Source organism: Nocardia sp. NPDC046473 (genome assembly GCF_040645995.1).
In the GTDB taxonomy this organism is placed as follows: domain Bacteria; phylum Actinomycetota; class Actinomycetes; order Mycobacteriales; family Mycobacteriaceae; genus Nocardia.
Map to the genome: position 1 here is coordinate 280,035 of NZ_JBEYZJ010000010.1, position 24,389 is coordinate 304,423.

Below are 24,389 nucleotides of genomic sequence, written 5' to 3' on the forward strand. Positions count from 1 at the left end.
GCATGTCACGTGTTCAACTCGCGCATTTCGCACAGTGCGGCGAGTGCTCGCAACAGCACGCGGCCTGCCCGTCGGCCCGGAACTCCGACGCGCCCTCTTCGAGGTAGCGGCTCAGCACCGGCCCGATCTCCGCGAGCGCCTCGGGCGAGGTCATCTCGCCGTGTGCGCAGGCGACGAAGTGCTCGTGCACCGCTCCGTCGACAAAGGGATACCAGGCTGCCGCACCCCTGGCCGAAACGATCCGGCCGTGTTCGTCGACGGGCGCGGAATCCGTCTCCGCGGTGAAATACAACAGGTCTCCGCTGTACCCGCGCGGCTTGAACCGGAACCCCATGCGCGAGCACACGAGATAGCTGGCATACAGCCGCTCGACGTGCGCGGCGGTCAGCGACGCGAATCGCCCCTGATGCGCCCGCAGCAGCGCGGCGGCCTGCTCGGCGGTGACCTCGTCCCGCACCCGGGCCGCATCGCCGAGCAGCGCGCTGAGCAGCTCACCGGCGGTGGGATCGGCGACCTCGAGGTCACCCTCGATGAGTCGGGTGTCCAGCATGGACAGCAGCGCCACTCGATCACCGGCCTCGTCGAGGCACCCGGCGATCTCATAGGCGATCACACCACCCAGCGACCAGCCGAGCAGATGGTAGGGCCCGCGCGGCTGTACCTTCTTGATCTCCGCGACATAGTGTTCGGCGAGCAGCTCGACCGTGTCGACCTCGGCGCCGGCCTCGACCAGGTCGGTGATCTGCAACCCGTACACCGGCCGCTCGGGCCCGAGATGAGCGAGTAGCCCTGCGTAACTCCAGGATTCGCCGCTCACCGAATGCACGCAGAACAGCGGCGCCGCCGTGCCCTGCGCCCGAATCGGCAGCATCGTCTGGAAGGCCGCGTCGATCGTGCCCGCGACGTCATGAGCCCCCGGCTCGAGCCGAGCGGCGACACCGGCCGGCGTGGGATCGAGGAACAGCGCCTGCACCGGCACGTCGAACCCGTGCCGCGCACGCACCACCGACACCACTCGTGTTGCCAGCAGCGAACTTCCGCCGAGCTCGAAGAAACTGTCGTCCGCGCCCACCGCATCCACACCGAGGACCTCGGCGAAGGCCTCACACAGTGCCGACTCCGCCGCCGATCGCGGCGCCCGATAACCCGCACCCGCTCGCAGCACCGGTTTCGGCAGCGCCGCCCGGTCCAATTTCCCGGCGGCGGTGCGCGGCAACGTGTCCAAGACGGTGATCGACTGTGGCACCATGTAATTCGGCACCCGGTTCGACAGATAACCCGCCAGCTCGCTCGCCCCGCATGCGGCAGCGGACGTCAGCTGCACGTAGGACGCCAGAATCGTTGTCCCGTTCGGCATCTCGTACCCGGCGGTGGTGGCATACGCGACCTCGGGATGACTCACCAGCGCCGAGTCGATCTCACCGAGCTCGATCCGGAACCCACGGATCTTCACCTGATGGTCGGCCCGACCGAGCAGCACGAGCTCACCGGCGGCCGTCCAACGCGCCAGATCGCCGGTGCGATACATCCGTTCACCCACGCCGCCATGCGGATTCGCGATGAATCTCCCCGCGGTCAGACCCGGCCGCCGGTGATAGCCGCGCGCCAGCCCGACCCCGGCGAGATAGAGCTCACCCGCCACGCCGGGCGGCGCCGGATGCAACCGCGCGTCGAGCACGGCGACCCCGGCGCCACGGATCGGTCGGCCGAGCACTACCGGCCCACCCGGCCGCATCGGCTCGGAAATGGTCACCGCGACAGTCGCTTCGGTCGGCCCGTAGGCGTTGAGCAGGTCCCGATCGGGCGCCCAGCGCTCGACCAGTTCCGTGCCGCACGCGTCACCGCCGACCACCAGCAGCCGCAACCGCGGCAACGGCCAGCGCATCGCGTCGATGCTCGCCAGCGCCGCGGGCGTGATGGCGGCGTGCGTGATTCGCTCCCGCGCCAGGAATTCGGCCAGCGCGTCGCCGCCGAAGATGTCGGTCGGCGCGATCACCATCGTCGCGCCCGCACACAACGCCATCAGCAGCTCCAGCACCGAGATGTCGAAGCTCGGCGACCCGATGTGCAGCGTCCGCGAATCCTGGTGCACCCGATACCGATCGCGTTGCTCGGCCGCGAAACTGGCCAGCCCACGATGGGTTACCGCGACACCCTTGGGTGTCCCGGTGGAGCCGGAGGTGTAGATGACGTAGGCGAGGTCGTCGACGCGCACCGCCCGCACCCGATCCGCATCGGTGACGGGTGCCGCGTCGAACGCGTCCAGATCCGAAGGCGCCAGCCACGGCACGGTATCGGGCAGGCTCGCCGCGCCGTCCGCCGTGGTGAGACCGACCATGGCCCCGGAGTCCGACAGCACCGACCGAATCCGATCGGCAGGATGACCGCGATCGATCGGCAGGAACGCCGCGCCCGCCTTGGCGACGCCGAGCCAGCCGATCACATTGTCCACCGATCGTGCGTATCCCAGCGCGACAACATCATTCGCGCCGATACCACGGCCGATCAACATCCGGGCGAGCCTGTTCGCCCGCGCGTCGAGTTCGCGATAGGTCAGCTGCACCGAACCGGCCTGCACCGCAACGTGGTTCGGCGACTGTTCGACAACCGCCGCGAAGTAGTCGGCCAACGTGACCGGGGCAGTCGCAGGCCGACCGCGCACAGCCGCCAACGCTGCCCGCTCCGCCGCGCTGAGAATTTCGATATCCCCGACGATGACCGCCGGGCTCGCGGCCACCGCCGACAGCACCCTGGCGAACCGGTGACCGATCAGCTCGGCCGTCGCGTCGTCGAACAAGTCCGTCGCATAGGTCAGACTCACCTCGAGCCCACCCGCGCGACGGTCGGCGGTATAGGACTCGGTCAGTGCGAACTGCAAGTCCCACTTGGCGATACCGGCATCGATCTCTCCGGCGACCACCTCGACGCCCGGCAGTTCCACGTGTACCGGCACCGAACTGTCCACCGACAGCATGATCTGGAACAGCGGATGCCGTGCCGTCGAGCGAACCGGGTTGAGCACCTCCACCAGCCGCTCGAACGGCACCTCCGCATGGGCGAACGCATCGACATCGATATCACGCTGCCGCGCAAGCAGATCCGCGAACGACTTGCTCGGATCGATCCGAGTCCGCAACACCACCGTGTTCACGAACATCCCGATCACCTCGTCCAACTCGGCCTCGCCGCGTCCGGCGATCGGCGTACCGACCGCCACATCCGGTACCCCCGAAATTCGAGCCAGCAAGACCATCAGGGCAGCATGCACCGCCATGAACAAGGTGGCATTGTGCGAACGCGCCAATTCGACAAGGGCGTGATGGGTTTCGGCATCGATGGCGAACCCGACCCGACCGCCACGGTAAGACTGCACCGCGGGTCGCGGCCGGTCGTAAGGCAGGCAGAGTTCGTCAGGCAGCTCGGCCAGCTGAGACCGCCAGTAGGCCAATTGAATCGCCGCCGTGCTGCCGGGCACCGACTCGTCGCCGATCGTATCCCGCTGCCAGAGACTGTAATCCGCGTACTGAACCGGCAAAGGCGCCCAATGCGGTGCCTCCCCGACCCGACGCGCGCGATAGGCCGTCACCAGATCGGCACACAGCGGCGTCAGTGACCAGCCGTCGGCCGCGATGTGTTGAATGACGACCGCAAGAACATAATCGTGATCGCCGGTGCGCAGCAGCTCGACCCGCAACGCGGTGTCGATCGTCAAGTCGAATCCGCGCCGAGCCAAGGCCCGCAGCTGGTCCTCGACCTCGGCGGGGGACAGGTCGATGAGCGGCATCGCGGGCGCAACACCTGCCGCAGGCAGGATCACCTGACTCGGGCCGTCCGGACCGTCGGGAAAGATCGTCCGCAGGGCCTCGTGCCGATCGATGACATCCGCCAATGCCATGCGCAGCGCCTCGATATCGAGCTCGCCTCGCATCCGCAAGGCGAACGGAATATTGTACGTACCGGATCCGGGATCGAATCGGTTGATGAACCACAGCCGTCGCTGCTGTGGTGACAGCGGAATCCGGGCCGGTCTAGGCCGAACGTGCAACGCGATCCGTGCACCAGCCCCCGTCTGCTCGGCCAGCCGCGCGGCCAGCGTTGCGACGGTCGCCTGCTCGAGCAGCAACCGAACCGGCACCTTGGTGTTCAACGCGGCGCCGAGCCGGGACGCGACCCGGGTCGCCGCCAGCGAATTCCCGCCGAGCGCAAAGAAGCTGTCGTCCAAGCCGATTCGGTCCACCCCGAGCACCTCGGCGAAAACGCGCGCCACGCCCTGCTCGATCGGCGTCCGTGGCGCGCGGTACGCCGTCACCTCCGGCACGGGCGCAGGCAATGCGCGGCGATCCAACTTACCGTTGGCGGTCAACGGAATTGCCTCGATCACCACGAAGGCCGACGGAATCATGTATTCGGGCAACCCCGATCCGACGTGGTCCCGCAGCGCCGCGATATCGGGATGCCCGACCACATACGCCACTATCCGCCGATCACCCGGTTCATCCTCACGCACGATCACGGCCGCCTGCCGCACCGCATCGTGCTCGAGCAGCGCCGCCTCGATCTCACCGAGTTCGATCCGGAAACCGCGGATCTTCACCTGGTGGTCGGCGCGACCCAGATATTCGAGCCCCCGATCGGGACGCCACCGGCCGAGATCACCGGACCGATACAACCGTGCCCCCGGACCGCCGAACCGATTCGCCACGAACCGGCTCGCCGTCAACGCGGGCCGACCGAGATAGCCGCGGGCGAGTTGATCGCCCGCCACATAGATCTCACCCGCCACACCGGGCGGTACCAGCCGCAACCTGCTGTCCAGCAACAGAATCCGCAGCCCGGGGATCGCCCGGCCGACGCCACCGGCGTTCGGTGCGGCAACGGCGGCCCGGTCCAACCCGCCGAACGTCACATGCACCGTGGTCTCGGTGATGCCGTACATATTCACCAGCCGTGGCAGTGAATCATCATGCCGTGCATACCAGTCCGTCAGCCGACGCAGTTCGAGCGCCTCGCCACCGAACACCAGATACCGCAACGCCAGCGGCGGCACACCGACGCTCTCGACCCGATCCGCCTCGGCCAGTTGATAGAACGCCGACGGCGTCTGATTAAGCACGGTGACCCGCTCGCGCCGCAGCAGGTCCAGGAACTGGGCAGGCGAACGCGAGGTGTAATAGTCGACCACCACCAGCGAACCGCCGTGCAGCAGCGCGCCCCACAACTCCCACACCGAGAAGTCGAAGGCCGCCGAATGGAACATCGTCCACACGTCGCGCTCGTCGAATCCGAAGAACTCCTCGGTTCGGGTAAACAGCTGTGCCACATTGCAATGCGGGATCTGCACGCCCTTCGGCCGCCCCGTCGAGCCGGACGTATAGATCACGTACGCGACATTGCGTGGCACCAACCGGGCACGTCGATCGGTGTCGGTGATCGCCGCGGTGCCGAACCGGGACAGCGCTTCCCAATCCACCTCGATGACGGGCAATCCGGCAGGCAGTTCGACACCGTCAGTAGCGGAAACAACGACACACACCGGACGCGCATCGCCGAGCAGGTACTGGACCCGATCCGCCGGAGAGCTCGGATCGATCGGCAGATACCCACCGCCCGCCTTGAGCACCGCGAGCAACGCGACAACAAGATCGAGCGACCTCGGCACGACAACGGCCACCAGCGATTCCGGCCCCACCCCGGCCTCGATCAGCCTGCGCCCCAGCTGATTCGCGCGAGCATCGAGCTGGCCATAGCTGAGCGACTCGTCGAGAAACTTCACCGCCGTCGCCCCGGCATGCGCCTTCGCGGCAGCTTCGAACAGCTCGACCAAGGTCACCTCGGGCGCCGCGACTCCGATCGCGGCATCTTCCGCCTCGACCAAGCTGCGTTCGGTCGCACTCATCAAGGCCAGCTCGGACACCGCGGTTTCCGGTGCCGCGGCGAGGAATTCGGCGAGATAGTCGAGAAAACGCCGATGATGATCGCGGAGCTCATCGACCGCATACCGGTCCGGATTGGCGACGAAGTCGACATGCAGACCGGCATTACGCGGCCCGTTGTAGATGTTGATCGACAGATCCTCGACGGGCCCGGTGGACACCACATGAACCGATCCCGCGGTATCGCCGAGTCGAATCTCGTTATGGAACAACATGATGTTGATACTCGGTCCGAACAGGCCACGCGAGCCACGGGTAGCGTCATGGTCGCGCCGGATGTCCTCATGGCGATAACGCTGATGCGCAAGCACGGCCGTGATCTGCCGATGGGTCTGCTCGGCAAGCTCGTCGATCCGCACGCCCTCGGCGACCGGGATGTACAGCGGCACCACATTCGAGACGAAACCCGCGGAACAGCGCAGCCCGACGGTGGTGCGTGCCGTCACCGGAAGACTCAGCACGACATCGCGATTCCCGCTGGCGGCGGCCAGATACCCGGCCAGCCCGGCAACGAACAACGCGGGCCGCGACACCCGCAGCGCCGTCCGCGCGGCGTCGAGCAGGGTGGCCGCGTCGTCGGTGAGGACGCCCTCCTCGACCAGCCGCTGCCGGTTCGCGGGCGCCGCCCGGCCACTCAGCGTGAACACCTCTGGCAGGTGCGACACCTGCTCCTGCCAGAACCGCTTGTCCTCGATGAAGTCCGCGGACGCGCGGTAGTCCCGCTCCATCCGGTAGATCGTGTGCACCGACTCGGCCATGGTCCGGCTCGCCTCGACGCCGTTGCGCAGCGCGTTGTACCGCTCCGCGATCCGCAGGAACAGCAGCATGCCGCCATACCCGTCGATGGCGATGTGGTGCATCTTCCCGTACCAGAAGTATTCGGCGACACCGGTTTGCAGCACGACGTTGCGCGCGAGCGGGGTACCGGCGACATCCATCGGCACCGTCACATCGCGTTCGATCCATTGCAGCGCCGCCGCGCGCGGGTTCTCGGCGCTCCGCAGATCCACGTGCAGAACTCCGAGCGGCACCCTCGGATCGACCAGTTGACACGGCTGGTCGCCGATCTCGACGATGCGCACCCGCAGGCTCTGCATATCGAAACCGGAGCGGTAGATGGCTTCGGCGAGCAGTTCGACATCCAGTTCGCCACGCAGCTCGACATATTGTGAAACGGTCTGCGGCAACTCCGGGGCGACCTGCTGCATATTCCAGATGCCTAGCTGAGCGTGCGATAGCGGGAACGGGTTCTCGGCGTCCGGTCGGTCGGACTCCGCGGGCGGGTCAGTCACTGCTGCTGACATCAGATCGCTCCGTTCCGTCGAGTTGTCGTCACACCGCCTGCGAGGCACCCGTGCCAGCAAGCCCACCGCCAGCGCGGCGCGGGTGGCGGTACTGCGACTCAGCACGAGGACCGGACGAAAACCGCTCGCCCGCAAACTTTCAGAGAACTTCAAGTGCGTGATTCGGAGCGACCAGTCTGTCGGATCTAAACTGTGATCTAGATCACTTGATCTTGCTTCGAGATACGGTCGGCCCGGATGTCCGAGAATGGTCAGCGGCTCCGACGTTCCTGACGAGCGGTGCCACCGCGGTGCCGACTACCCAGAGGAGTTGCCGTGAAATACATGATCCTGAGCTACGGCTCGCAGCAGGACTACGACGGCCTGGCGGGCAAGGACACCGGCAAGCCCGCCTGGACGGCCGCGGAGGTGGCGGCGATGGTCGAGTTCATGACGGACTTCAACAAGGGGCTCGAGGCGTCCGGCGAGCTGGTGGAGACCCGCGGGCTGGTCGATCCGGTGCACACCAGGCGGATCGGCAGCAAGAACGGCGCACCGTTCGTCACCGACGGACCGTATGCCGAAACGCAGGAGGTCCTCGCGGGCTACTGGATCGTCGAGTGCGAAAGCTTCGACCGCGCTACCGAAATCGCGGCCGGCCTCGGCAAGTGCCCGGGGCCCGCGCATATCGCCGACACAGCGTATGCGGATGTGCGGCCGCTCGCCGAGGCGCCGCCCGAGTTCGGCTGATATGTCGAATGATGGGGTGGCGGACCTGCTGCGCGTCGCCGCGCCGCAGGTCCTCGCCGCGCTGGTGCGCCGCTACGGCCATTTCGATTCCGCCGAGGACGCGGTGCAGGAGGCGCTGCTCGCGGCCGCGACGCAATGGCCTGGCCACGGCGTTCCCGACAATCCGCGGGCCTGGCTGATCACGGTCGCATCCCGCAGGCTGACCGATCTGCTGCGCAGCGAGCAGGCCCGAAAACAGCGCGAGGAGACGGTCGCCCGGTGGGCGCTGCCGCAGGATTGGCTGACCCCGCCCGCGGATCGGCAGCCGACGGATTCCGACGACACCCTGATCCTGCTGTTCCTGTGCTGTCACCCGGCACTCTCGCCGCAGTCACAGGTCGCACTCACTTTGCGCGCGGTTGGCGGCCTGACCACCGCCGAGATCGCCCGCGCCTTCCTGGTTCCCGAGCCGACCATGACCAAGCGCATCGGCCGAGCCAAGAAGACGATCAAGGACAGCGGCGTCCCGTTCGCGCCACCGGCCCTCGGCGATCGTGACGCGCGCCTCGCCGCGGTGCTGCACGTGCTCTACCTGATCTTCACCGAGGGTTACGCCGCCACCTCCGGCGCCAGCCTGCACCGCGTCGAATTGTCCACGGAGGCAATCCGGCTCACCCGCCTGGTGCACCGGCTGCTGCCCGAGGACGCCGAGGTGGCCGGCCTGCTCGCGCTGCTGCTGCTCACCGACGCCCGCCGCGAGGCACGGACCGGACCCGGCGGTGAACTCGTCCCGATGGAAGAGCAGGACCGCACTCGCTGGCACGCCGAGTTCATCACCGAGGGCATCGCCCTCATCACCGCGGCCCTGCCGCGCGGCGTCCCCGGCCCGTATCAACTCCAGGCCGCGATCGCCGCGCTGCACGACGAGGCGCCGAGCTACTCGGCGACCGACTGGCCGCAGATCATGCTGCTCTACGAACGCCTGCTCGCCCTCGTCGACAATCCCATGATCGCGCTCAACCACGCCGTCGCGGTCTCCATGGCCCGCGGCCCGCACGCGGGCCTGAAACTGGTCGACGACCTCGAAGCCGACGGCCGCATCGCCGAGGACCACCGCCTGCACGCCGTACGCGCCCACCTACTGGAGTCCACCGGCGACATCGCGGCGGCCCGCGCCGCGTATCTCCTTGCGGCGCAACGGGCGATGAGCCTGCCGCAACAGCGATACCTGAACGCCCGCGCGGCCCGTCTCGATCCTGGACCGACCTCGGCATGAACTTGTCGGTGCCGACCGGAATACTCGACTGCCGTCGCACCATGAACCGTCACCAGGAGGATCCCGCATGCCCAGCGAGCTCGAAGACCTGCCCTACGCGCGCCATCTCGCGGCACTGGAAGGCGACCTCGAGCCGGAAGGCGACTACGACTGCGTGCATCTGGACGGCGGTGAACTCGACGAGGTCGACGTGCAGAACGCCCGCTTCAGCGAGTCGGCGTTCACCTCCATGGCCTTCCATCGAGGCAGCATGCGACACACCAGATTCGCGGACGTCTGGCTGCGCAACGTGCGCTGGATCGGCACCGAACTCGCCGACACCGGCTGGATCGACAGCGAGGTCATCGCCGGCGCCATGTCCGGCGTCGATCTGGCGGGCTCTCGCCTGCGCCGCGTTCGCTTCGAGGGCTGCAAGTTCGACTCCGTCAACTTCCGCACCGCACAGCTACGCGACGTCACCTTCGTCGAATGCGTCTTGCGTGACTGCGATTTCGGCGACGCCACCCTCACCAACGTCACCTTCCCCGGCTCGATCCTGGAAAGCATGGTCCTCAACCGAGTAAAACTCACCAAGGTCGACCTGCGCGGCGCCCGCGCCCTCGACATCACCGACGGCCTGGATTCGCTCCGCGGTGCGACCATCGACAACGGCCAATTGATGGAACTGGCACCAGCTTTCGCCCGCCACCTCGGCGTGGTGGTCCGGAACTCGTGATCGCCGTGGAGCTTTGCATATTCTCCGGTAGCCAATTGCTAATGTTTCGGTAAGCGTCGAGTTCGATCGTCTGGCTCCGAGCAGTGAGGAGACCGACCCGTGCAAGCCTTGCGAATGCTGGCTCTGGCCGTTGTCCCGATAGTGGCGGCGCTGCTGGTCGGCGGATGCTCTGATGACGAAGTCGAACTTCCGGCCAACGGTGAGCGGGACGCGTTTTACGCCCAACAGGTCGACTGGGTCCCGTGCATACCGAGCGACTGGTTCCCGGACAGTCCGGCGGATAACCGCATGTGTGCACACATACTCGCGCCGTTGAGCTATCACGGGGGCCGGCCGGCTCCCGACGCAGGGTTGACGGTCTCGCTCGCTGTCGCGCGGCGGCCCGCCGAGGCCGAGAAACGCGGTACTCTGCTGCTGATCAGCGGTGGACCCGGCCACCCCGGCTTATCGATGCTGGACATGGCGTTCCCTGAACAGATCCGCCGACACTACGACATCGTCTCCTACGACCCGCGCGGCGTCGGTCGCTCGACACCGCAGATCCGGTGCGACCCCACCGGCGACGATCGCACGAAGAATCCGGACTCGGTGGCGGCGATCGAGGCGTGGGAGCGTGCGTTCGTCTCCTCGTGCCTGCGCGGCACGACCCCGGAAGTGTTGGCGCACATCGGTTCCGACGAGGCTACCGATGACATCGACATCCTGCGTGGCGTACTCGGTGAGCCGCAGCTGAATATCCTTGCGGAGTCCTACGGTACGCAGGTCGCGGCGATGTACATCGACCGTTACCCGAACGGCTATCGTGCCGCCGTGCTCGACGGCGTTGTCGATGTCACCGAGAACAGCACCCAGATGCGGTTAGGTCAGGAGCAGGGCTATCAGGAGACTTTCGATCGGGTGGCCGCCTTCTGCGTCGGCCGGTACCGCGCGGAAGGGCACCCGGAATGCCCGCTCGGCGACGATCCGGGCCAGGCGCAGAACGTCTTTCGCGGCATCATGCGCAACGCGCAGGACCACCCCGTCCCGGCAGGCGCGGCACCTGCGGTCGATCCGGGCGACATCCTGAAGGCGCTGACCACGAGCTACCTCTGGCCCGACGGCTGGGCACCTTACCTCGATGCGCTGGGCGCGGTCCGGCACGGAGACGGCGCCCCGATGCGCACACTGGCCGACTCGGCGACCGGTCTCGCCTCATGGACTTCGGATATGTACGACCATGCGCTCATGGCGATCACCTGCGCCGACGTCGCGGAGCCGACCGATGATCGGGCCGCACGGCAAGCCGACGAGGCGGCGATATACGACGCCGCGCCCTTCTACTACTACGGACCGCGTCCCGCCGAGTTCCCGCTGGGCACCTGCGATCTCTGGCCGTTTCCGGGGACGGCCAAGGGATTCCGGCCGCATCGCGCCGAGGCTTCGGCGCCGGTGCTGTTCGTCGGCACCAGGCACGACCCGACCACTCCACTGCGCAACGCCGAGCACATGGCGGACTACTTCGCCAGCCCGCTGCTGACGCGGGAGGGTGACGGGCACACCTTCGTCTTCGCCGACGTCAACCCATGCATAGACGGCCTCGTCGTGCGCTACCTCGGCGACCCGTTTTCGGCCCGAAACGCGGTGTGTGAGTAGCGATTAAGCTTCGGCGCGGGCGACCGTCGCGGCCACGCCGTCGAGTATGACCTCCAGGCCGAACTCGAAGTCGTCCTGGGCGGGGTCGGCGGTAGCCGGGGGCGAGGCCGATTCGAAGAGGTCGGAGTTGAAGAGTTCGGCTGCGTCGGGGAAGCGTACTGGATCGACCAGGCGGGACATGTGGCGGCCGTAGTCGCGATTCGTTTCGGTCTCGTCGAGACCGGTTGTGCGCCTGCCCTGTTCGAGTTGCTGGGCGAGTAGGTCGGCCTGGCGGACGTAGCCGCTGACGACCGTCACCACGCCGACCTTAGCGCCTGCGTCGAGGCCGGTGCCGCGCAGGGCGCGCAGGCCCGCGTCCATCCAGCCGATGGCGCCGGGGCCGCTGGGCGGCCCGGCGATCGGCAGCTGGGTCAGCCAGGGGCGTTGCCGGTGCGCGGACCAGAGGCTGACGGCCCACTCGCGTAGCGCCGGACACCAATCATTGACTGGGGCAGGGAAAGTCGGCGCGGGTCCGATGGCCGCGTCGTTCATGAGGACGAGCAGCTCCTCCTTGGATCCGATGTGGCGATAGAGCGACATCGGTGTGACGCCGAGGGTTTCGGCGATCTTCGGCAAGGTCGCGCCCGACAATCCATCCCGGTCCGCCAGTTGTACGGCGGTGCGGACGACGAGATCGACATCGAGCCCGGCCGGTCGGCCCAGCCGCGGACCGATGGGCAGCCGCCACAGGCGGACCAACTCGTTCGGCGGGGTGTCGTCGACCATCGTGCGGTTCGCCTCCTCAGTGCTTGTGCTCGAACGGCCGGAACGTTAGCATGCGTCATATAGTATAAGAGATATACTAAAGAAGAAAGAGCCTGGTAGCCGCGATACGGGCGGCAGGTCAGCGAAAGCGAGAGTCCATGGACAGCACCGTCATCAGACGCACCACCGGCACGGCGGGCCTGGTCGCCACGATCCTGATGCTCGTCGAATTACCGCTCTACTTCGTCTACGACGGCCCGCCACCGGACTGGAACATCGTCACCCGCAGCATGTTCGGGCTCATCGGCAATACGCTGCTCGTGGTGTTCATGATCGGGCTTCCATATCTGCTGCGGACGCGCGGTCCGGAGTACGCGTGGATCGGCTCGATCACCGCGGTCGCCGGAGTGATGTGGCTCACGGTCAGCGCGGTCTCGATCTGCCTCGAGGTCGGCGCGACCATCGCCGCTCCGGACCCGATCGATCCCACCATCGCCGTCACCGGGACGTATCTGCTCTACGGCTCGCTGTCGAAGCTGCTGATCGCTTTGTTCCTGACGGCCTTCGGCATCGCGATCGCGAGCACCGCCCTGCTGCCGCGCTGGACCATGTGGTCGGCGTTCGGCCTGGCCGCGATCCACCTGGCGTTCGTGCCGTCGATGTTCTTCGGGAACGACCCCGCGAACTTCTACGCGGCCAACGGCTGGGGCACGACGGCGACAACGGGCGGCCTGACCATTCTCTGGTTGCTCGCGGTGAGCAGCGCGGTGTTGCGCGCGAAGTCGGTCCGGACTACTTGAGCGGCAGCGCCTGATTCATCCCGCCGACCTCGGTGATCTTCCACTCGGAATGCTGGTCGACCGTCACCGTGTAGGTGGCGGTCACCTGACCGGCCTGCGGGCTCTGCACGTTCGAGATGGTGAGGTCCACGAACACGTTCACCGTGTACACGCCGTTGTTCCGCGCGGTCACCTTGGCGGTCACCGGCGTCGCGGTCGAGGTCCACTTCAACGGCGTGAGCAGTTCCCCCATCTTCGGCCCGACGGCATCGAACTTGCTCGCCAGCGCGGGGGCGGTGTTGGCCTTCAACTTGCCGATCCACGTATTGATGTCGGCGTAGTTGATGGTCGACGCGCCCACGGCATAGTCGGTGGCGATCTGCTCGGCGTGCCGATCGTCCGCCGCCGCGGCGCGTCCGTCGGCCAGCTCGCCGCGAGCGCGAGCGAGGAAGATCGACAGCACGATCACGGCCAGCACGAGCAGTGCGATGACCGCGCCACGAATGAGTGTGGGAATCTCGATACTCACAGTCCGGCCGCTTGCCGCCGGAGGGCGAGCGGGTTCCGTTGGCGCGGTGGGGGATTCGATCGTCTTCGTCAGCTCTGGCATAGCCGGTAACTCCGTCTGGTCTATTTGACAGTGATCTGCAGGTGCAGCGCGCCATCCGGACTGGTGGCGTTCAGTGCCTGCGAGATGAGGGCGCCGAGGTCGATCTGGTGCGCCACCCCGGTGGTCGCGGCGACCACCGGTTGAAACACCGGAAGCAGAGCCTGCAGGTCCGGCCCGAGCAGATTGATCTTCGTGGCGACCTCCTTCAGCAGCGGGATCAAGCCGATGGTCTGGTCGGTGTCGATGAGATAGTCGCCCGGCACGTCGCCCGACCGGGCGATCCGCGCGACGGCGGCGGCGACCTCGGCGACCCGCGGCCCGAATTCGGCCCACGGCCCGGCCGCCTTATCCAATTCCGGCCCGGCCCAGGACATCTCGGAGGCCCGCGACTGCAAGTCCACCAGCATCTTGCGGATCACATCGGTCCGGCTGAGCAGCGTCGCCGCCAGCAGATCGGTGGACCGCGACAGCTGCGGAATGACGGATTCGGTTCCCGCCAAACCCTGGTCGAACGTCGCGACGATGCCCGCGATCGCCTTCGGATCGAGCTGCTCGAGCAATCGCGTTGCGGCGCGCGCGACCTCGGGGATCGAGACCGGCTTGGCGACGGTGGTCGCGTCGACCCGCTGACCGTCCCGCAGGTACGGCCCGCCCGGCGCGGTCGGCCGGAACTCCAGATAGGGCTCGCCGAGCCCCGAAAGCGCCTCTATCCGAGCCGAACTCGCCGTCGGAATCCGATACTCGGCATCGAACCGAAACGCCACCTCGACCGACGGCCCCTGATGCGCCACGGACGTCACCTGGCCGATCTCGATGCCGGACAACAACACCTTCGACCGCGGCAGCAGCCCGCCGGAGTCCGCGAGCAGCATGGTCGCGCTGGTGCTGTCCTTGAACCAGTCGACCCGGACCACGCCGAAAGTGAGATACGAACCGACGAGAACCAGGATGGCCCCGATCGAACCGAGCGATGCGATCGATCCCAGGCGCCTCATCGGACGACTCCGATCATCCGCAGCGCGTCGATCATTCGCGCGACCTGCTCGTCGGCGTCCACCGGGCTCGCGCCCTCGATGCCGACGTGTGTGACATTGACCTTCGGTCCCCGCTCGGCGAACGGGATGACCTTGTCCCGCAACAGCGCAACCACCCGATTGAGGTTCGACGGCGAGTTCAGATCGAGGGGACGATTCGCGAACAGCAACGGCACCAGCGCCTTTGCCGTCGCGTCACCGGCCTCCAGCGCGGGCCCGAGCCACTGCACCGCATGCCCGACCACGCCGAGCCCGCCGACCACGCCGAGCGTCAATACCAGCGACCGCGCGTCCGCGGGGATCTCCACCGCGCCACGGTCGCTCAGCAACGCGTCGAGCTGGGTCGGATTGTCCAGCACCGCATTGAGATCCTGCTCGATCGCGTCCAGCATCCGGTCCACCGAGCCCGTGTCGGCCGCGACGTCTTGTGCGTCGCGACCGAGTACGTCGAAGATCCGCGCCGTTTCCGTCGGTTGCTCCGGCAGCACCGCGTTCACCCGGTTGATGATGTCCTGGGCTTGTTGCAGTGCGCCGCCGCCGACGAACGTCGACATGCCCGCCAGCAGGTCCTCCACCTGCAACGCGGCCTTGGTCTGGCGCAGCGGGATAATGCCGCCGTCCGGGATCATGTCGGCGAAACCCGTTGCCGGAGAGGCGAGTCCGATGTAGATGTCGCCCAGAAAGGTGTTCTGCCGCAGCTGAGCCGTGGTGCTCGTCGGCAACTTCACCGAGCTCGATATCTCGACGATGGCGTCGACGCGGCCGCCGCTCGTCGCGGTCGGGTCCACCACGTGCACCGAGCGCAGGCTGCCGATCTGCGCGCCATTGGCCACCACTTTCGCCTGCGTGGGCAGGTTGAGCGCGTTGGCGAGTTCGATGCGTACCTGGTAGGTCGGGCCGGACACGGACGCGCCGGGCACCGGCACGGTGGCCGGGTCGAATGCGCAGCCCGACGCCGTCAGCAGCACGGCGGCCGCGGCGGCGGTCAACGCGAGCCTGAATCGTCTTGTCCCAGAACTACTCACCGCGCACCTACCGATCCCAGGATCATCGGCACCACGTCCACCGCGGACAGGCCATTCGCCGCAGAGCCGCATCGGCCGGGGCTCACCGCATTGATCGCCCCGCAGATGTGGTCCGCCTGCTCCTGCGGCAGCGCCACTTTCGGTGCCGCATAACTGATCCGGGGCCAGCCGGTCGCCGGATCGATCGACTGCTGGAAGGCCTGCACGATCGCCGGGATCATGTTCACAACCTGTTGCAGCGAACCGACATTCGCGGCCAGCAGCCGCAACCCCGGCACGGCGCCATCGAGCGCGCCGAGCAGCGGCCTGCCGTAATCCCGGGCGAGGCGGTTGAGCCACGGCAACAGCACCAGCAGCGAATCGACGATCTGCACGACCCGCGACCAGATGCCGTTGACGAACGCGATACCGGTATTCGCGCGCACCAGCACCGTGGCGATATCGTCCCAGTTCGTCGAGATGCTCCCGACGATAGAGGCGAACGCGTCGATCAGGTGCCCGATATTGCCGATCGCGGCATCCGGTTGCCGCAATGCCCCGGCCAGATCCTTGATCAGGGTGTTGAGGCGCGGGCCGGTGTCGGCGGTGGCTGCTCGAAGAGCGTTGACACCGTCTCGGATTCGGGTCTGATCGGCGGGATTGTCGCCGCCGCCGAGCTGAGCGGCGAGCTGGGAGAAACCTTCCAGCGTCTGACTGATGCTCTTGGGCGTGAAAGTTTTGGTGAGGCAATGGCTCCGGTCCCACTCGGCCGGCGCGGCAGGCTCACCGAAGACGGCGAGCGTGCGGTCGGCGACCAGGCTGTCCGACAGGGTGGTCGCGGTGGGCTGCCCGCGCAGCGGATGATCGGCCGCCACCTCGAAATCGACCCGGACGGCGGTGCCCTCCGGCCGGATCGCGGTGACCTTGCCGACCGGAATACCAAGGGTGGTCACCTGATTGCCGGTGTACAGGCCGACCGCGTCGGGCATCAGCGCGCAGTAACTCAGCATCTTCTTGGCCGGATCGAACGCGATGACGTACCCCGTGACCGCGACGACGGCCAGCAGCAGCGCACCGACCACGGTGACGAAGCCCGGCGCGGCAAGCAGACGTTTCATCAGCACCCCCGCCCCGGCACCGGCACACACACCTGCGGTGTCAACGCGGCCTGGTCGATAGCGATCCCGTCATGCCCCGCGGTCGCGGCGACCAGGCGATCACGGAACTCCCGCCACGCCGGAATCGCGACGTCCAGTTGCGCACCGAGTTCGGCCAGCTGCGGCAGCGTCTCGCGCAGCTTCCCGGCCAGCGGCTCGAGCACCTCTCGCGACGACGGCTCCAGCGCGGCGATCCTGGACAGCAGCTGCGCGGTGATCCGCAACGCCACCTCGATCTCAGCCCGCTTGTCCAGGCCCTCGACGAGCAGCATCCCGATCTGGCGCACGAAAACACCTACCAGGCCCTTGTTCTGGTCGATGGTGCCGAGGAATTCGTTCATCACCGTCAGCGCGCGAGACACCTCGGCGTTCTGGCGGTTCAAGATGTCCACGAACGATTGCACCGACCCGCCGATCCGACGCAACGCGTCCGGACTCTGATCCAGCGAATCCTGCAGGGCCGCCAGGTTTTTCCGCAGCGTATCGCCGTCGACGTCGCGGGTGGGCTGCGCGGCGTCCTGCAAGGTGCGGATCAGACTGTAGGGCAGTCGCGTGCGATCGATCGGAATTACCTTGTTGCCGAGCGGCTTCGAGCCCGCGGGGAACACGGCAACATAGTGGCCGCCGACCGCGGTGAGCATGCGCAGCTCCAGCGAGGTCGCGTCCCCGAGGAATACGCCCCGCTTGACGGTGAAGGTCATCCGAACCCGATCCGGCTTCAGCTCCAGCCCGGTGACGGAACCGACGGTGATCCCGGCGACGCGCACCTGATCGCCCGCCTTCACCGACTGCGCCTCGGCCAATTCGGCTGTGTAGGTGGACTTGCCGATCGGCACCACATAGATCGCCGCGGTGATCACCAGCAGTACCGCTACGAACGCGGCCCCCAGCAGCCCCAGCCGCAGTTCGCGCCGATTCTTCGTGGCCTCGTGCCGGTCGACGTGCGCATGATCAGGAATCAGCTTGTGCAGCAAGCCCTTCGGCGATGTCACCCGTTGCATATCGTGATCCTCTGCCCGGCCACCAGGATCTTCATGACCTCTGGCAGTTCGGCCGAACCCTTCGAACACGTCAGGTTCACCTCGCTCGCCGCGGCACCGGCGGGCGGCAGCACGGCACTGAGCGCCTGCAGCAAACCGGGCAGCCTGCCGAGCAGGTCGAGCGCCGCCTGCGGGTCGGGAAACAGCAGCCGCAGATCGGTCATCAGATCCGGGTTGGTGTTCTCGGTGAAGCCGAGGGTGTCCATCAGGCTGTTGAGCGGCGCGAGCGCCGACGGTGCCACCGCGGCGAAATCGAGGAGCCCGTCCAGCTTTTCACGGAACGCGGTGAACACGTCGGCGATCCCGCGCAGCAGCGTGACCAGATGCGGTGAGCGGCCGCCGATCTGGCTGGAGATAGTGCTGAGGTTGGCCACGATGGTGCTGATCACCGCCTGCCGGTCGGTGGCGAATCGGCTGAGTTTATCGAGGGATTCCAGCGCGGGCCCGATGCCGGAGCCGTTGCCGTCGATCACGGCGAGGACGTTCTCGGTGAACTGGTTGAGCGCGCCGGGGGAGAACTGGGCGATGACCGGCTGCAACCCGTTGAACAGCTGGGTGACATCGAACGACGGAATCGTATTCGCCTCGGCGATGGTCGATTCCGGCCGCAACCGGGTACCCGGCCGGTCCGGCTGCTTGATGTCGACATAGCGTTGCCCGGTGAGCGATTGGTAGCGGATGGCGAGCACGCTGGCGTCGTACACCGGCCGATCCCGCTGCACGGAGAACCGGACCATCGCCGTCGCGCCGTCGAGGTCGATCGCGGTGACCTTGCCTACCTGCACCCCGAACATGCGCACGTCGTCGCCGGTCTTCAGTCCGCTCGCATCGGTGAATCGTGCGCGAAAGTCGTCGGTGTCGCCGCCGATCGGCCGGGTGATCGCCTGCGCGACCACCATCAGCAGCACCACCATTGCGACCGCGAACACGCTGAGCCGCACCACGATCGAGCGAATAGGCAATTGCTTCACCGAACACCCCCGAGGCCGTGCTGACCGAACAGCGGTGTCGCGATGCCCGGCATGCCGCGCAGCACCACGTCCACGTTCACCGCCGGCCCGTCCGGGGTATCGGCGAACATCCGGTTCAGCCGGTCGATCAGCTCGGTGCCTTCGGCCCTGGTCCGTTGCGGGTCGGGAACGGTAGCGGCCATGGCTTCCAGCAGCGGCGTGAGCATCTGCGCGTAGCCGAGGAATTGGCCGCGCGCCGCGTCGCCGACCTGACCGATCGCCGGGAACACATCGTTGACGACCATGCCGATGAACGCGTCGAACTTCGCTCGATCGTTGACGAACACCTCGATATTCATCACGGCATCGAGCAGCCGGAAGGTGGCCGAGGTGAAGGAGCCGAGCCCGCCGAACAGCGCCGCGTACTGATCGAGCAGGTACGGCGTCGGATAGCGCTGGGTGTCGGCGACCGCGCGGCTGAGCGTGACCATGGACTGCAACAGCGGTGTGAAGGCGTGTAGGTCCCCGTTGAACCGGGTGATCAGCTCGGTCAGCTTCGGGGTGAGCACCTCGGTGGAGGTCTCGGTGAGCGAGCGCAGCAGGCTGCCCATCGTCACATCGGTCACCTTGTCGGCGTTGCGGCCCGCCAGATCGATGACCGTGCCCTCGTGCAGCGCCGCACCGCCGGTGGCTCGGCGCAGGGTGAGCGCGCTGATCCCGAACAGGTTGTCCGGCGCGTAGTCGACGGTGAAAGCGTCGGTGAGGGAGGCGGTTTCGGTGCGGTTCAGATCCAGGGTGATCAGCTGGCCCTGCCCGGCGCTGGCGATGGTGGCGATCTTGCCGACCGTCACGCCGTCCATCCGCACCTTGGTGCCCGGGATGACCCCTTCGCCGATCTGCTCGGTGTGTAACTGAATGCGCACCCGGTCGGCGTCCGCGTTGTCGAAAACGCCGCGCCAGCCGAGGATTACCACGGCGGTCGTGACGAGGGCGAGCGCACCGATGACCAGTGAGCCGCGGCGGGTCATCGAGACGCCGGGCATGCTGTAGTTCGGCATCAGCTCACCCCGGGAATTCGATGGCGGAGTTGACGCCCCACAGCAGAATCGACAGCACCATGTCCAAGGCGACGATCGCGACGAAGCTCGCCCGCACCGCCCGCCCCGACGCGATGCCGACGCCTTCGGGCCCGCCGGAGGCGAAAAAGCCGTAGTAGCAATGGATCAGGATCACCGCGACGCCGAAGACGAGAATCTTCACCACCGCGGCCAGTACGTCGTAGCCGCTGGTGAACTGGAAGAAGTAGTGGTCGTACACGCCGCCCGCCTGGCCGTGCAGCAGCACCACCACGGTCGAGCAGGCGACGTAGCTGAGCACCAGCGCAATCAGGAACGTCGGCACGATCGCCACCGCCCCGGCGATCACCCGGGTGGTGACCACGAACGGAATCGACCGGAGCCCAAGCGATTCCAGCGCGTCGATCTCCTCGGAGATCCGCATCGAGCCGATCTCCGCGGTCATCCGGCAGCCCGCCTGCGCGGCGAACCCGACCGCCGCCGCGATCGGCGCCAGCTCACGGGTGTTCGCGAACGCGGACACCACGCCGGTCACCGGTCCGAGACCGAGCAGGTCCAGGGCCGCGAAGGACTGGATGCCGACGCCCGCGCCCATCGCGATACCGAGCACCACCAGCATCGGCACCGTCCCGCCGCCGACCAGGACGGACCCACGGCCCCAGGTCATATCGGTGATGGTGCGCATCGTCTGTGCCCGATAGCGGCGCAACGTCAGCGGAATCGCCCACAGCGCCTGGCAGACGAAGCCGAGCATGAACCCGACGGTCTCGATCGGCGCGAACACCCGACCACGTTGCCGGACAACGCGATAGGCCCAGCCGAGCCCCCTCGGCGCATACGGTGTCGCGGTCATCAGGCCACCCGCAACGGTAAGAACATCGCCACCACCTGGGTGATCACCAGGTTCACCACGATGATCCCGGCGACCGAGACCACCACGGCCGCATTGACGCCGTCGGCCACCCCGCGCGGCCCGCCTTTGGCCTCCAGCCCGCGCTGACAGGCGACGATCACCACGATGAAGCCGAACAGCATCGCCTTGGCCAGCGAGATCCATACATCGGCCAGCACGGCGAACGACCCGAACGTGGCCCAGTAGCTGCCCGGCGTCACGTTCTGCGCGCCGATCGCGACCGCGTAACCGGAAACGATGCCGACGAAGATGATCAGAATGTTCAGCAGCGGCGCGACCAGCAGCATCGCCGTCACCCGCGGAATGACCAGCCGGTGCACCGGACTGATCCCCATCGTGCGCAACGCGTCGATCTCCTCGCGCACCGTACGCGCGCCGAGATCGGCGGCGATCGCGGAGGCGCCCGCGCCGCCGAGCAACAGCCCGGTCGCGATCGGCGCACCCTGCTGGATCACCCCGAGCCCACCCGCGGCACCGATCATCGAGTCGGCGCCGAGCTGGTGAATCAGATTGCCCACCTGCAGCGAGACGACCACCCCGAACGGAATGGCCATCAGCACCGCGGGTATCGCCGTCACGGTGATCAGATACCAAGCCTGGCGCAGCATCTCCGACCACTGGAACCGCAGGTTGACCACGTCGGTCACTGTGCCGCGCACCGACTCGAGGCCGAGGTCCACCGCGCGCCCGAAGGTGCGCAGGCTGGAAAGCACGGTGCCGGTGAGATTCTCGCGCACGATCTGCCCGGCCGAGGCGGAGCCGGCCTGCTCCGTGAGCGGGGGAGCGCCCTTCATCAGTCTCCTACCGGGTGTTGACAGTTATCGACAACCGCGTCGGTGAGGTCGCGTGCTCGCGCGTCGATGGTGCGGCTGGTTGCCCAACTGTGATCCGCCACACCAACGCTCGGCACACGGTAGCACCGGTTCGACTCCGGAACAACAGTGTCAATTTCGCTACCAAGGCCGGGCTGAGCACGTACTATCCGATCTTTGGTCAGCAGTATTCGACCCCCGAAGCCGGTGTGGCAGTTATAGCCGATGCGTACACTGACGCCACCGGATCACCGGTCGACCGACCTGATGATCACCGCTCGAGCACCACTGGAGGAGATCGTGTCGGCGCGACGCGAGCGCATCTTGGATGCGGCGCGGGGGGTCATCGTCCGGGAGGGGTACGTCGGGGTCAGCATGCACGCCATCGCGCGCGCGGCCGGGGTGACCCGCCCTGCGCTCTATGCCGAATTCGGCGACCGCGACGAGGTTTTCGCGGCGCTGCTGGACCGAGAGAAGGCGCGGGTAGTGGCGATGGCCGCCAGCGCGCAGCCGACCATCCCGCCGGACGCCGACCCGGCCGACATGATGGTGGACCTGGTGGTGGACGCGGTAGACGTTTTCCTGGATCTGGCGCAGTCCGCACCCGAGACCTGGCAGCTGGTCGTGATGTCCGGCGACGGCCTCCCCGCCGCCGCGCACGACCGAATCGATCACGGCAGGAACGAGATTCGACAGCAGACCGAAGCGGCGATCACGGCGGTGGCCGCGCTGCACGACCGGGTGATCGATGCGGAGCTGCTGAGCCATGCGATAACCAGTGCCGGAGAGACCGGCGTTCGCTTGGCCTTGGCTGACGGCGGTGCACGGCGGGACGCGGTGTCCCGCACCCTGCGCTGGATGATACGCAGGATGACCGAGGCCATGCTCGCCGTCGAGGCGGGATAGCCGGTGCCGGAGCCTGCAGCCAAGCCGCAGCGGCGGCGCTACGCCAAGCGCCTTGCGCCCGCCGACCGCAGGGCCCAATTGCTCGACGCCGCACTGGAAATCGTCATCGAGAACGGATTCGGGGACGTCAGCATCGCCGCGGTGGCCGAGCGCGGCGGCGTCACCCGTCCGGTGGTCTACGACTCGTTCGCCAGCCGCGACGACCTGCTGCACGAGCTCATCGAACGCGAGAGCGCACGCCTGCGCGAAGCGGTGGACCGATCGATGTTCGGCCTCGAATCCGCAGCGCCGCAGGAGGATCGAGCCGCCGCGTTGTCGGCGGCACTGGCCCGTTTCCTCGCCGAGGTACGCGCCGTGCCGGACAGCTGGCGGCTGGTCTACTTCCCGATCGACGGGATCCCGCCGATCCTGCGCGACCGCATCGAGAAGTCCCGCGGCGACCTGAGCGCACCGCTGAATCACGCTCTCGGCGCGTGGCTTTCCGGTAAACGCGGCGCCGAGGACGTTGATATCGATGTCCTGGTCCGCGTCTTCGAGACCATCATCCACACCGCGACCCAACTGGTCCTCGACGACCCCGTCCGATTCGACAGCGACCGAATCATTGCCATGCTGAACGAAATGTTGCTGCGCGCGCCCTGACCAGTTTGTCGTTTTGCCCCACCGACCGGCCCGGCATTGATAGATTTCGCCAAGCCGTCTGGCGCGGCGAATTCGATGAGGAATGCGAGTACATGTTCGACCGGAATTTTCGCCGCAGCACTTCCAGCGTTCGCGTGCTGATCGCGCTCGCCGCGGAGCGCGGAATGTCCGGTGTGGAATGCCTATCCGGCACCATGCTGTCGCCGACCGATATCGAGTGCACGGCCACCCAGGAATTACGGGTCGTGCGCAATCTCGTCGAACGCTTCGGTACCGGGCCCGGCCTCGGTGCGGAAGCGGGCAGCCGGGCCGATATCCCACTGTCCGGCCCATGGGGCCTCGCACTGCTCAGCAGCCGCACAATGCGCGACGCGGTCGACGTCATGGTGCGTTACCTCGACCACGCCGCCGTTTCCGGGCGGCTGACAGTCGTGGAAACCGCAGGTGGCGCCAGCGCGCGCTTCGATGATGCCGAATGCCCGCCGGACCTGCGCGCCTTTCTCGCCGAGCGAATCCTGGCCGGTATCAAGACAATCGGTAGCGAGCTGTTCGATAGCGGAATTCCGGCCGCCCGAGTCGAATTCCGGCATCCGACGCCGGCGGACCCGAGCCGGTATCGCGAGATATACGGCGTGGAGCCGATTTTCGGCGCCGAGACCGATGCGGTCTCGTTCGATGGTCGCTGCCTCGACCTTCCGGTGCCGAAAACCAACGAACGGGCGCGCAGTGCCTGTGCGCAGTTCTGCCGCGATCTGCTCGACCGGCATCGCACCCGCTCCGGTGTCGTAGGCGCGGTCCGCGATCTGCTCGTCCGCACGCCGGGCGATATTCCGGATCAGATCGCGGTCGCCAACGAGTTGTTCATGAGCCCGCGCACCCTGTCGCGGCGACTCAACGACGAGGACGCCTCCTTCCGCGGCCTGCTCGACGAGGTCAGGCAGCTGATGTCGGAGCAGCTGCTCGCCTATACCGATCTGACCACCGAACAGGTCGCCGCCCGCCTCGGTTACGCCGAAGCCGCCTCCTTCATCCGCGCCTTCCGCCGCTGGAAAGGCTGCCCGCCGCAGGAGTTCCGGCTGCACGGCGGCCGGTCGTCCGTTCCGGCCAGGGCTCCGGTCCCCGCGGGCGCCCACTAGGCCATTCACGCAGAGCTC

The 24,389-nt window shown here is 67.2% G+C and carries 19 protein-coding genes; 8 read left to right on the forward strand and 11 right to left on the reverse strand.

Annotated features, from left to right (window positions below; all coding sequences use genetic code 11):
- Positions 1–13 precede the first annotated feature (13 nt).
- Positions 14–7,237: an amino acid adenylation domain-containing protein gene (locus ABZ942_RS34380; RefSeq protein WP_357389488.1), complete on the reverse strand. Its 7,224-nt coding sequence runs from the start codon at positions 7,235–7,237 to the stop codon at positions 14–16.
- A 324-nt stretch (positions 7,238–7,561) separates the two neighbouring features.
- On the opposite strand from ABZ942_RS34380, the gene ABZ942_RS34385 reads away from it, so the two are divergent.
- The 4 genes from ABZ942_RS34385 (at position 7,562) to ABZ942_RS34400 (ending at position 11,568) form a co-directional block, all read left to right on the forward strand.
- Positions 7,562–7,966: a YciI family protein gene (locus ABZ942_RS34385; RefSeq protein ID WP_357389878.1), complete on the forward strand. Its 405-nt coding sequence runs from the start codon at positions 7,562–7,564 to the stop codon at positions 7,964–7,966.
- Positions 7,967–7,982: 16 nt separating this feature from the next.
- Entirely contained in the window at positions 7,983–9,221 is a 1,239-nt protein-coding gene (locus tag ABZ942_RS34390) for a sigma-70 family RNA polymerase sigma factor (protein WP_357389490.1), read from the forward strand.
- A 67-nt stretch (positions 9,222–9,288) separates the two neighbouring features.
- Positions 9,289–9,936: a pentapeptide repeat-containing protein gene (locus ABZ942_RS34395; protein WP_357389492.1), complete on the forward strand. Its 648-nt coding sequence runs from the start codon at positions 9,289–9,291 to the stop codon at positions 9,934–9,936.
- 99 nt (positions 9,937–10,035) lie between these two features.
- The gene (locus ABZ942_RS34400) at positions 10,036–11,568 is read left to right on the forward strand and encodes an alpha/beta hydrolase (RefSeq protein ID WP_357389494.1); all 1,533 of its coding nucleotides are present in this window, start codon (positions 10,036–10,038) and stop codon (positions 11,566–11,568) included.
- A 3-nt stretch (positions 11,569–11,571) separates the two neighbouring features.
- On the opposite strand, the gene ABZ942_RS34405 is transcribed toward ABZ942_RS34400, so the two are convergent.
- Positions 11,572–12,333, reverse strand: a complete 762-nt coding sequence (locus ABZ942_RS34405) for a TetR/AcrR family transcriptional regulator (protein ID WP_357389496.1) — start codon at positions 12,331–12,333, stop codon at positions 11,572–11,574.
- Between the two features lie 137 nt (positions 12,334–12,470).
- Here ABZ942_RS34405 and ABZ942_RS34410 point away from each other — a divergent pair, with 137 nt between their 5' ends.
- Positions 12,471–13,112, forward strand: coding sequence for a hypothetical protein (locus tag ABZ942_RS34410; RefSeq protein WP_357389498.1), 642 nt, complete (start codon positions 12,471–12,473; stop codon positions 13,110–13,112).
- On the opposite strand, the gene ABZ942_RS34415 is transcribed toward ABZ942_RS34410, so the two are convergent.
- The 9 genes from ABZ942_RS34415 to ABZ942_RS34455 form a co-directional block, all read right to left on the reverse strand.
- Positions 13,105–13,620, reverse strand: a complete 516-nt coding sequence (locus ABZ942_RS34415) for a hypothetical protein (protein ID WP_357389500.1) — start codon at positions 13,618–13,620, stop codon at positions 13,105–13,107. The genes ABZ942_RS34410 and ABZ942_RS34415 overlap by 8 nt on opposite strands.
- A gap of 101 nt (positions 13,621–13,721) precedes the next feature.
- Complete coding sequence (locus ABZ942_RS34420) at positions 13,722–14,696, reverse strand: MlaD family protein (RefSeq protein ID WP_357389502.1); 975 nt, start codon at positions 14,694–14,696, stop codon at positions 13,722–13,724.
- Positions 14,693–15,760 carry an MlaD family protein gene (locus ABZ942_RS34425; RefSeq protein ID WP_357389505.1) on the reverse strand — a complete coding sequence of 356 codons (1,068 nt, stop codon included), beginning with the start codon at positions 15,758–15,760 and terminating at the stop codon, positions 14,693–14,695. Before ABZ942_RS34425 ends, ABZ942_RS34420 begins: the two co-directional genes overlap by 4 nt.
- Positions 15,757–16,857 carry an MlaD family protein gene (locus ABZ942_RS34430; RefSeq protein ID WP_357389506.1) on the reverse strand — a complete coding sequence of 367 codons (1,101 nt, stop codon included), beginning with the start codon at positions 16,855–16,857 and terminating at the stop codon, positions 15,757–15,759. Before ABZ942_RS34430 ends, ABZ942_RS34425 begins: the two co-directional genes overlap by 4 nt.
- Positions 16,857–17,897 (reverse strand): MlaD family protein, encoded by a 1,041-nt coding sequence (locus ABZ942_RS34435; protein WP_357389508.1) that lies wholly within the window; start codon positions 17,895–17,897, stop codon positions 16,857–16,859. The genes ABZ942_RS34430 and ABZ942_RS34435 overlap by 1 nt, the downstream gene beginning before the upstream one ends.
- Positions 17,885–18,907, reverse strand: a complete 1,023-nt coding sequence (locus ABZ942_RS34440) for an MCE family protein (protein WP_357389510.1) — start codon at positions 18,905–18,907, stop codon at positions 17,885–17,887. The genes ABZ942_RS34435 and ABZ942_RS34440 overlap by 13 nt, the downstream gene beginning before the upstream one ends.
- Positions 18,904–19,944 (reverse strand): mammalian cell entry protein, encoded by a 1,041-nt coding sequence (locus ABZ942_RS34445; protein WP_357389512.1) that lies wholly within the window; start codon positions 19,942–19,944, stop codon positions 18,904–18,906. Before ABZ942_RS34445 ends, ABZ942_RS34440 begins: the two co-directional genes overlap by 4 nt.
- Before the next feature lie 4 nt (positions 19,945–19,948).
- The gene (locus ABZ942_RS34450) at positions 19,949–20,815 is read right to left on the reverse strand and encodes an ABC transporter permease (RefSeq protein WP_357389514.1); all 867 of its coding nucleotides are present in this window, start codon (positions 20,813–20,815) and stop codon (positions 19,949–19,951) included.
- Positions 20,815–21,669, reverse strand: a complete 855-nt coding sequence (locus ABZ942_RS34455) for an ABC transporter permease (protein WP_357389516.1) — start codon at positions 21,667–21,669, stop codon at positions 20,815–20,817. Before ABZ942_RS34455 ends, ABZ942_RS34450 begins: the two co-directional genes overlap by 1 nt.
- Before the next feature lie 243 nt (positions 21,670–21,912).
- Between ABZ942_RS34455 and ABZ942_RS34460 the strand changes: the two genes are divergently transcribed.
- The 3 genes from ABZ942_RS34460 (at position 21,913) to ABZ942_RS34470 (ending at position 24,371) form a co-directional block, all read left to right on the forward strand.
- Positions 21,913–22,593, forward strand: a complete 681-nt coding sequence (locus tag ABZ942_RS34460; RefSeq protein WP_357389518.1) for a helix-turn-helix domain-containing protein — start codon at positions 21,913–21,915, stop codon at positions 22,591–22,593.
- Positions 22,594–22,596: 3 nt separating this feature from the next.
- Positions 22,597–23,235, forward strand: coding sequence for a helix-turn-helix domain-containing protein (locus ABZ942_RS34465; protein ID WP_357389520.1), 639 nt, complete (start codon positions 22,597–22,599; stop codon positions 23,233–23,235).
- Between the two features lie 92 nt (positions 23,236–23,327).
- Positions 23,328–24,371 carry an AraC family transcriptional regulator gene (locus tag ABZ942_RS34470; protein WP_357389522.1) on the forward strand — a complete coding sequence of 348 codons (1,044 nt, stop codon included), beginning with the start codon at positions 23,328–23,330 and terminating at the stop codon, positions 24,369–24,371.
- Positions 24,372–24,389 lie beyond the last annotated feature (18 nt).

What these genes read in the sequence shown, in the direction of transcription:
- ABZ942_RS34380 (WP_357389488.1), bottom strand. Translation starts at nt 7,237, where the DNA reads ATGTCAGCAGCAGTGACTGACCCGCCCGCGGAGTCCGACCGACCGGAC.
- ABZ942_RS34385 (WP_357389878.1), top strand. Translation starts at nt 7,562, where the DNA reads ATGATCCTGAGCTACGGCTCGCAGCAGGACTACGACGGCCTGGCGGGC.
- ABZ942_RS34395 (WP_357389492.1), top strand. Translation starts at nt 9,289, where the DNA reads ATGCCCAGCGAGCTCGAAGACCTGCCCTACGCGCGCCATCTCGCGGCA.
- ABZ942_RS34405 (WP_357389496.1), bottom strand. Translation starts at nt 12,333, where the DNA reads ATGGTCGACGACACCCCGCCGAACGAGTTGGTCCGCCTGTGGCGGCTG.
- ABZ942_RS34410 (WP_357389498.1), top strand. Translation starts at nt 12,471, where the DNA reads ATGGACAGCACCGTCATCAGACGCACCACCGGCACGGCGGGCCTGGTC.
- ABZ942_RS34420 (WP_357389502.1), bottom strand. Translation starts at nt 14,696, where the DNA reads ATGAGGCGCCTGGGATCGATCGCATCGCTCGGTTCGATCGGGGCCATC.
- ABZ942_RS34430 (WP_357389506.1), bottom strand. Translation starts at nt 16,857, where the DNA reads ATGAAACGTCTGCTTGCCGCGCCGGGCTTCGTCACCGTGGTCGGTGCG.
- ABZ942_RS34435 (WP_357389508.1), bottom strand. Translation starts at nt 17,897, where the DNA reads ATGCAACGGGTGACATCGCCGAAGGGCTTGCTGCACAAGCTGATTCCT.
- ABZ942_RS34445 (WP_357389512.1), bottom strand. Translation starts at nt 19,944, where the DNA reads ATGCCGAACTACAGCATGCCCGGCGTCTCGATGACCCGCCGCGGCTCA.
- ABZ942_RS34450 (WP_357389514.1), bottom strand. Translation starts at nt 20,815, where the DNA reads ATGACCGCGACACCGTATGCGCCGAGGGGGCTCGGCTGGGCCTATCGC.
- ABZ942_RS34455 (WP_357389516.1), bottom strand. Translation starts at nt 21,669, where the DNA reads ATGAAGGGCGCTCCCCCGCTCACGGAGCAGGCCGGCTCCGCCTCGGCC.
- ABZ942_RS34460 (WP_357389518.1), top strand. Translation starts at nt 21,913, where the DNA reads ATGCGTACACTGACGCCACCGGATCACCGGTCGACCGACCTGATGATC.
- ABZ942_RS34470 (WP_357389522.1), top strand. Translation starts at nt 23,328, where the DNA reads ATGTTCGACCGGAATTTTCGCCGCAGCACTTCCAGCGTTCGCGTGCTG.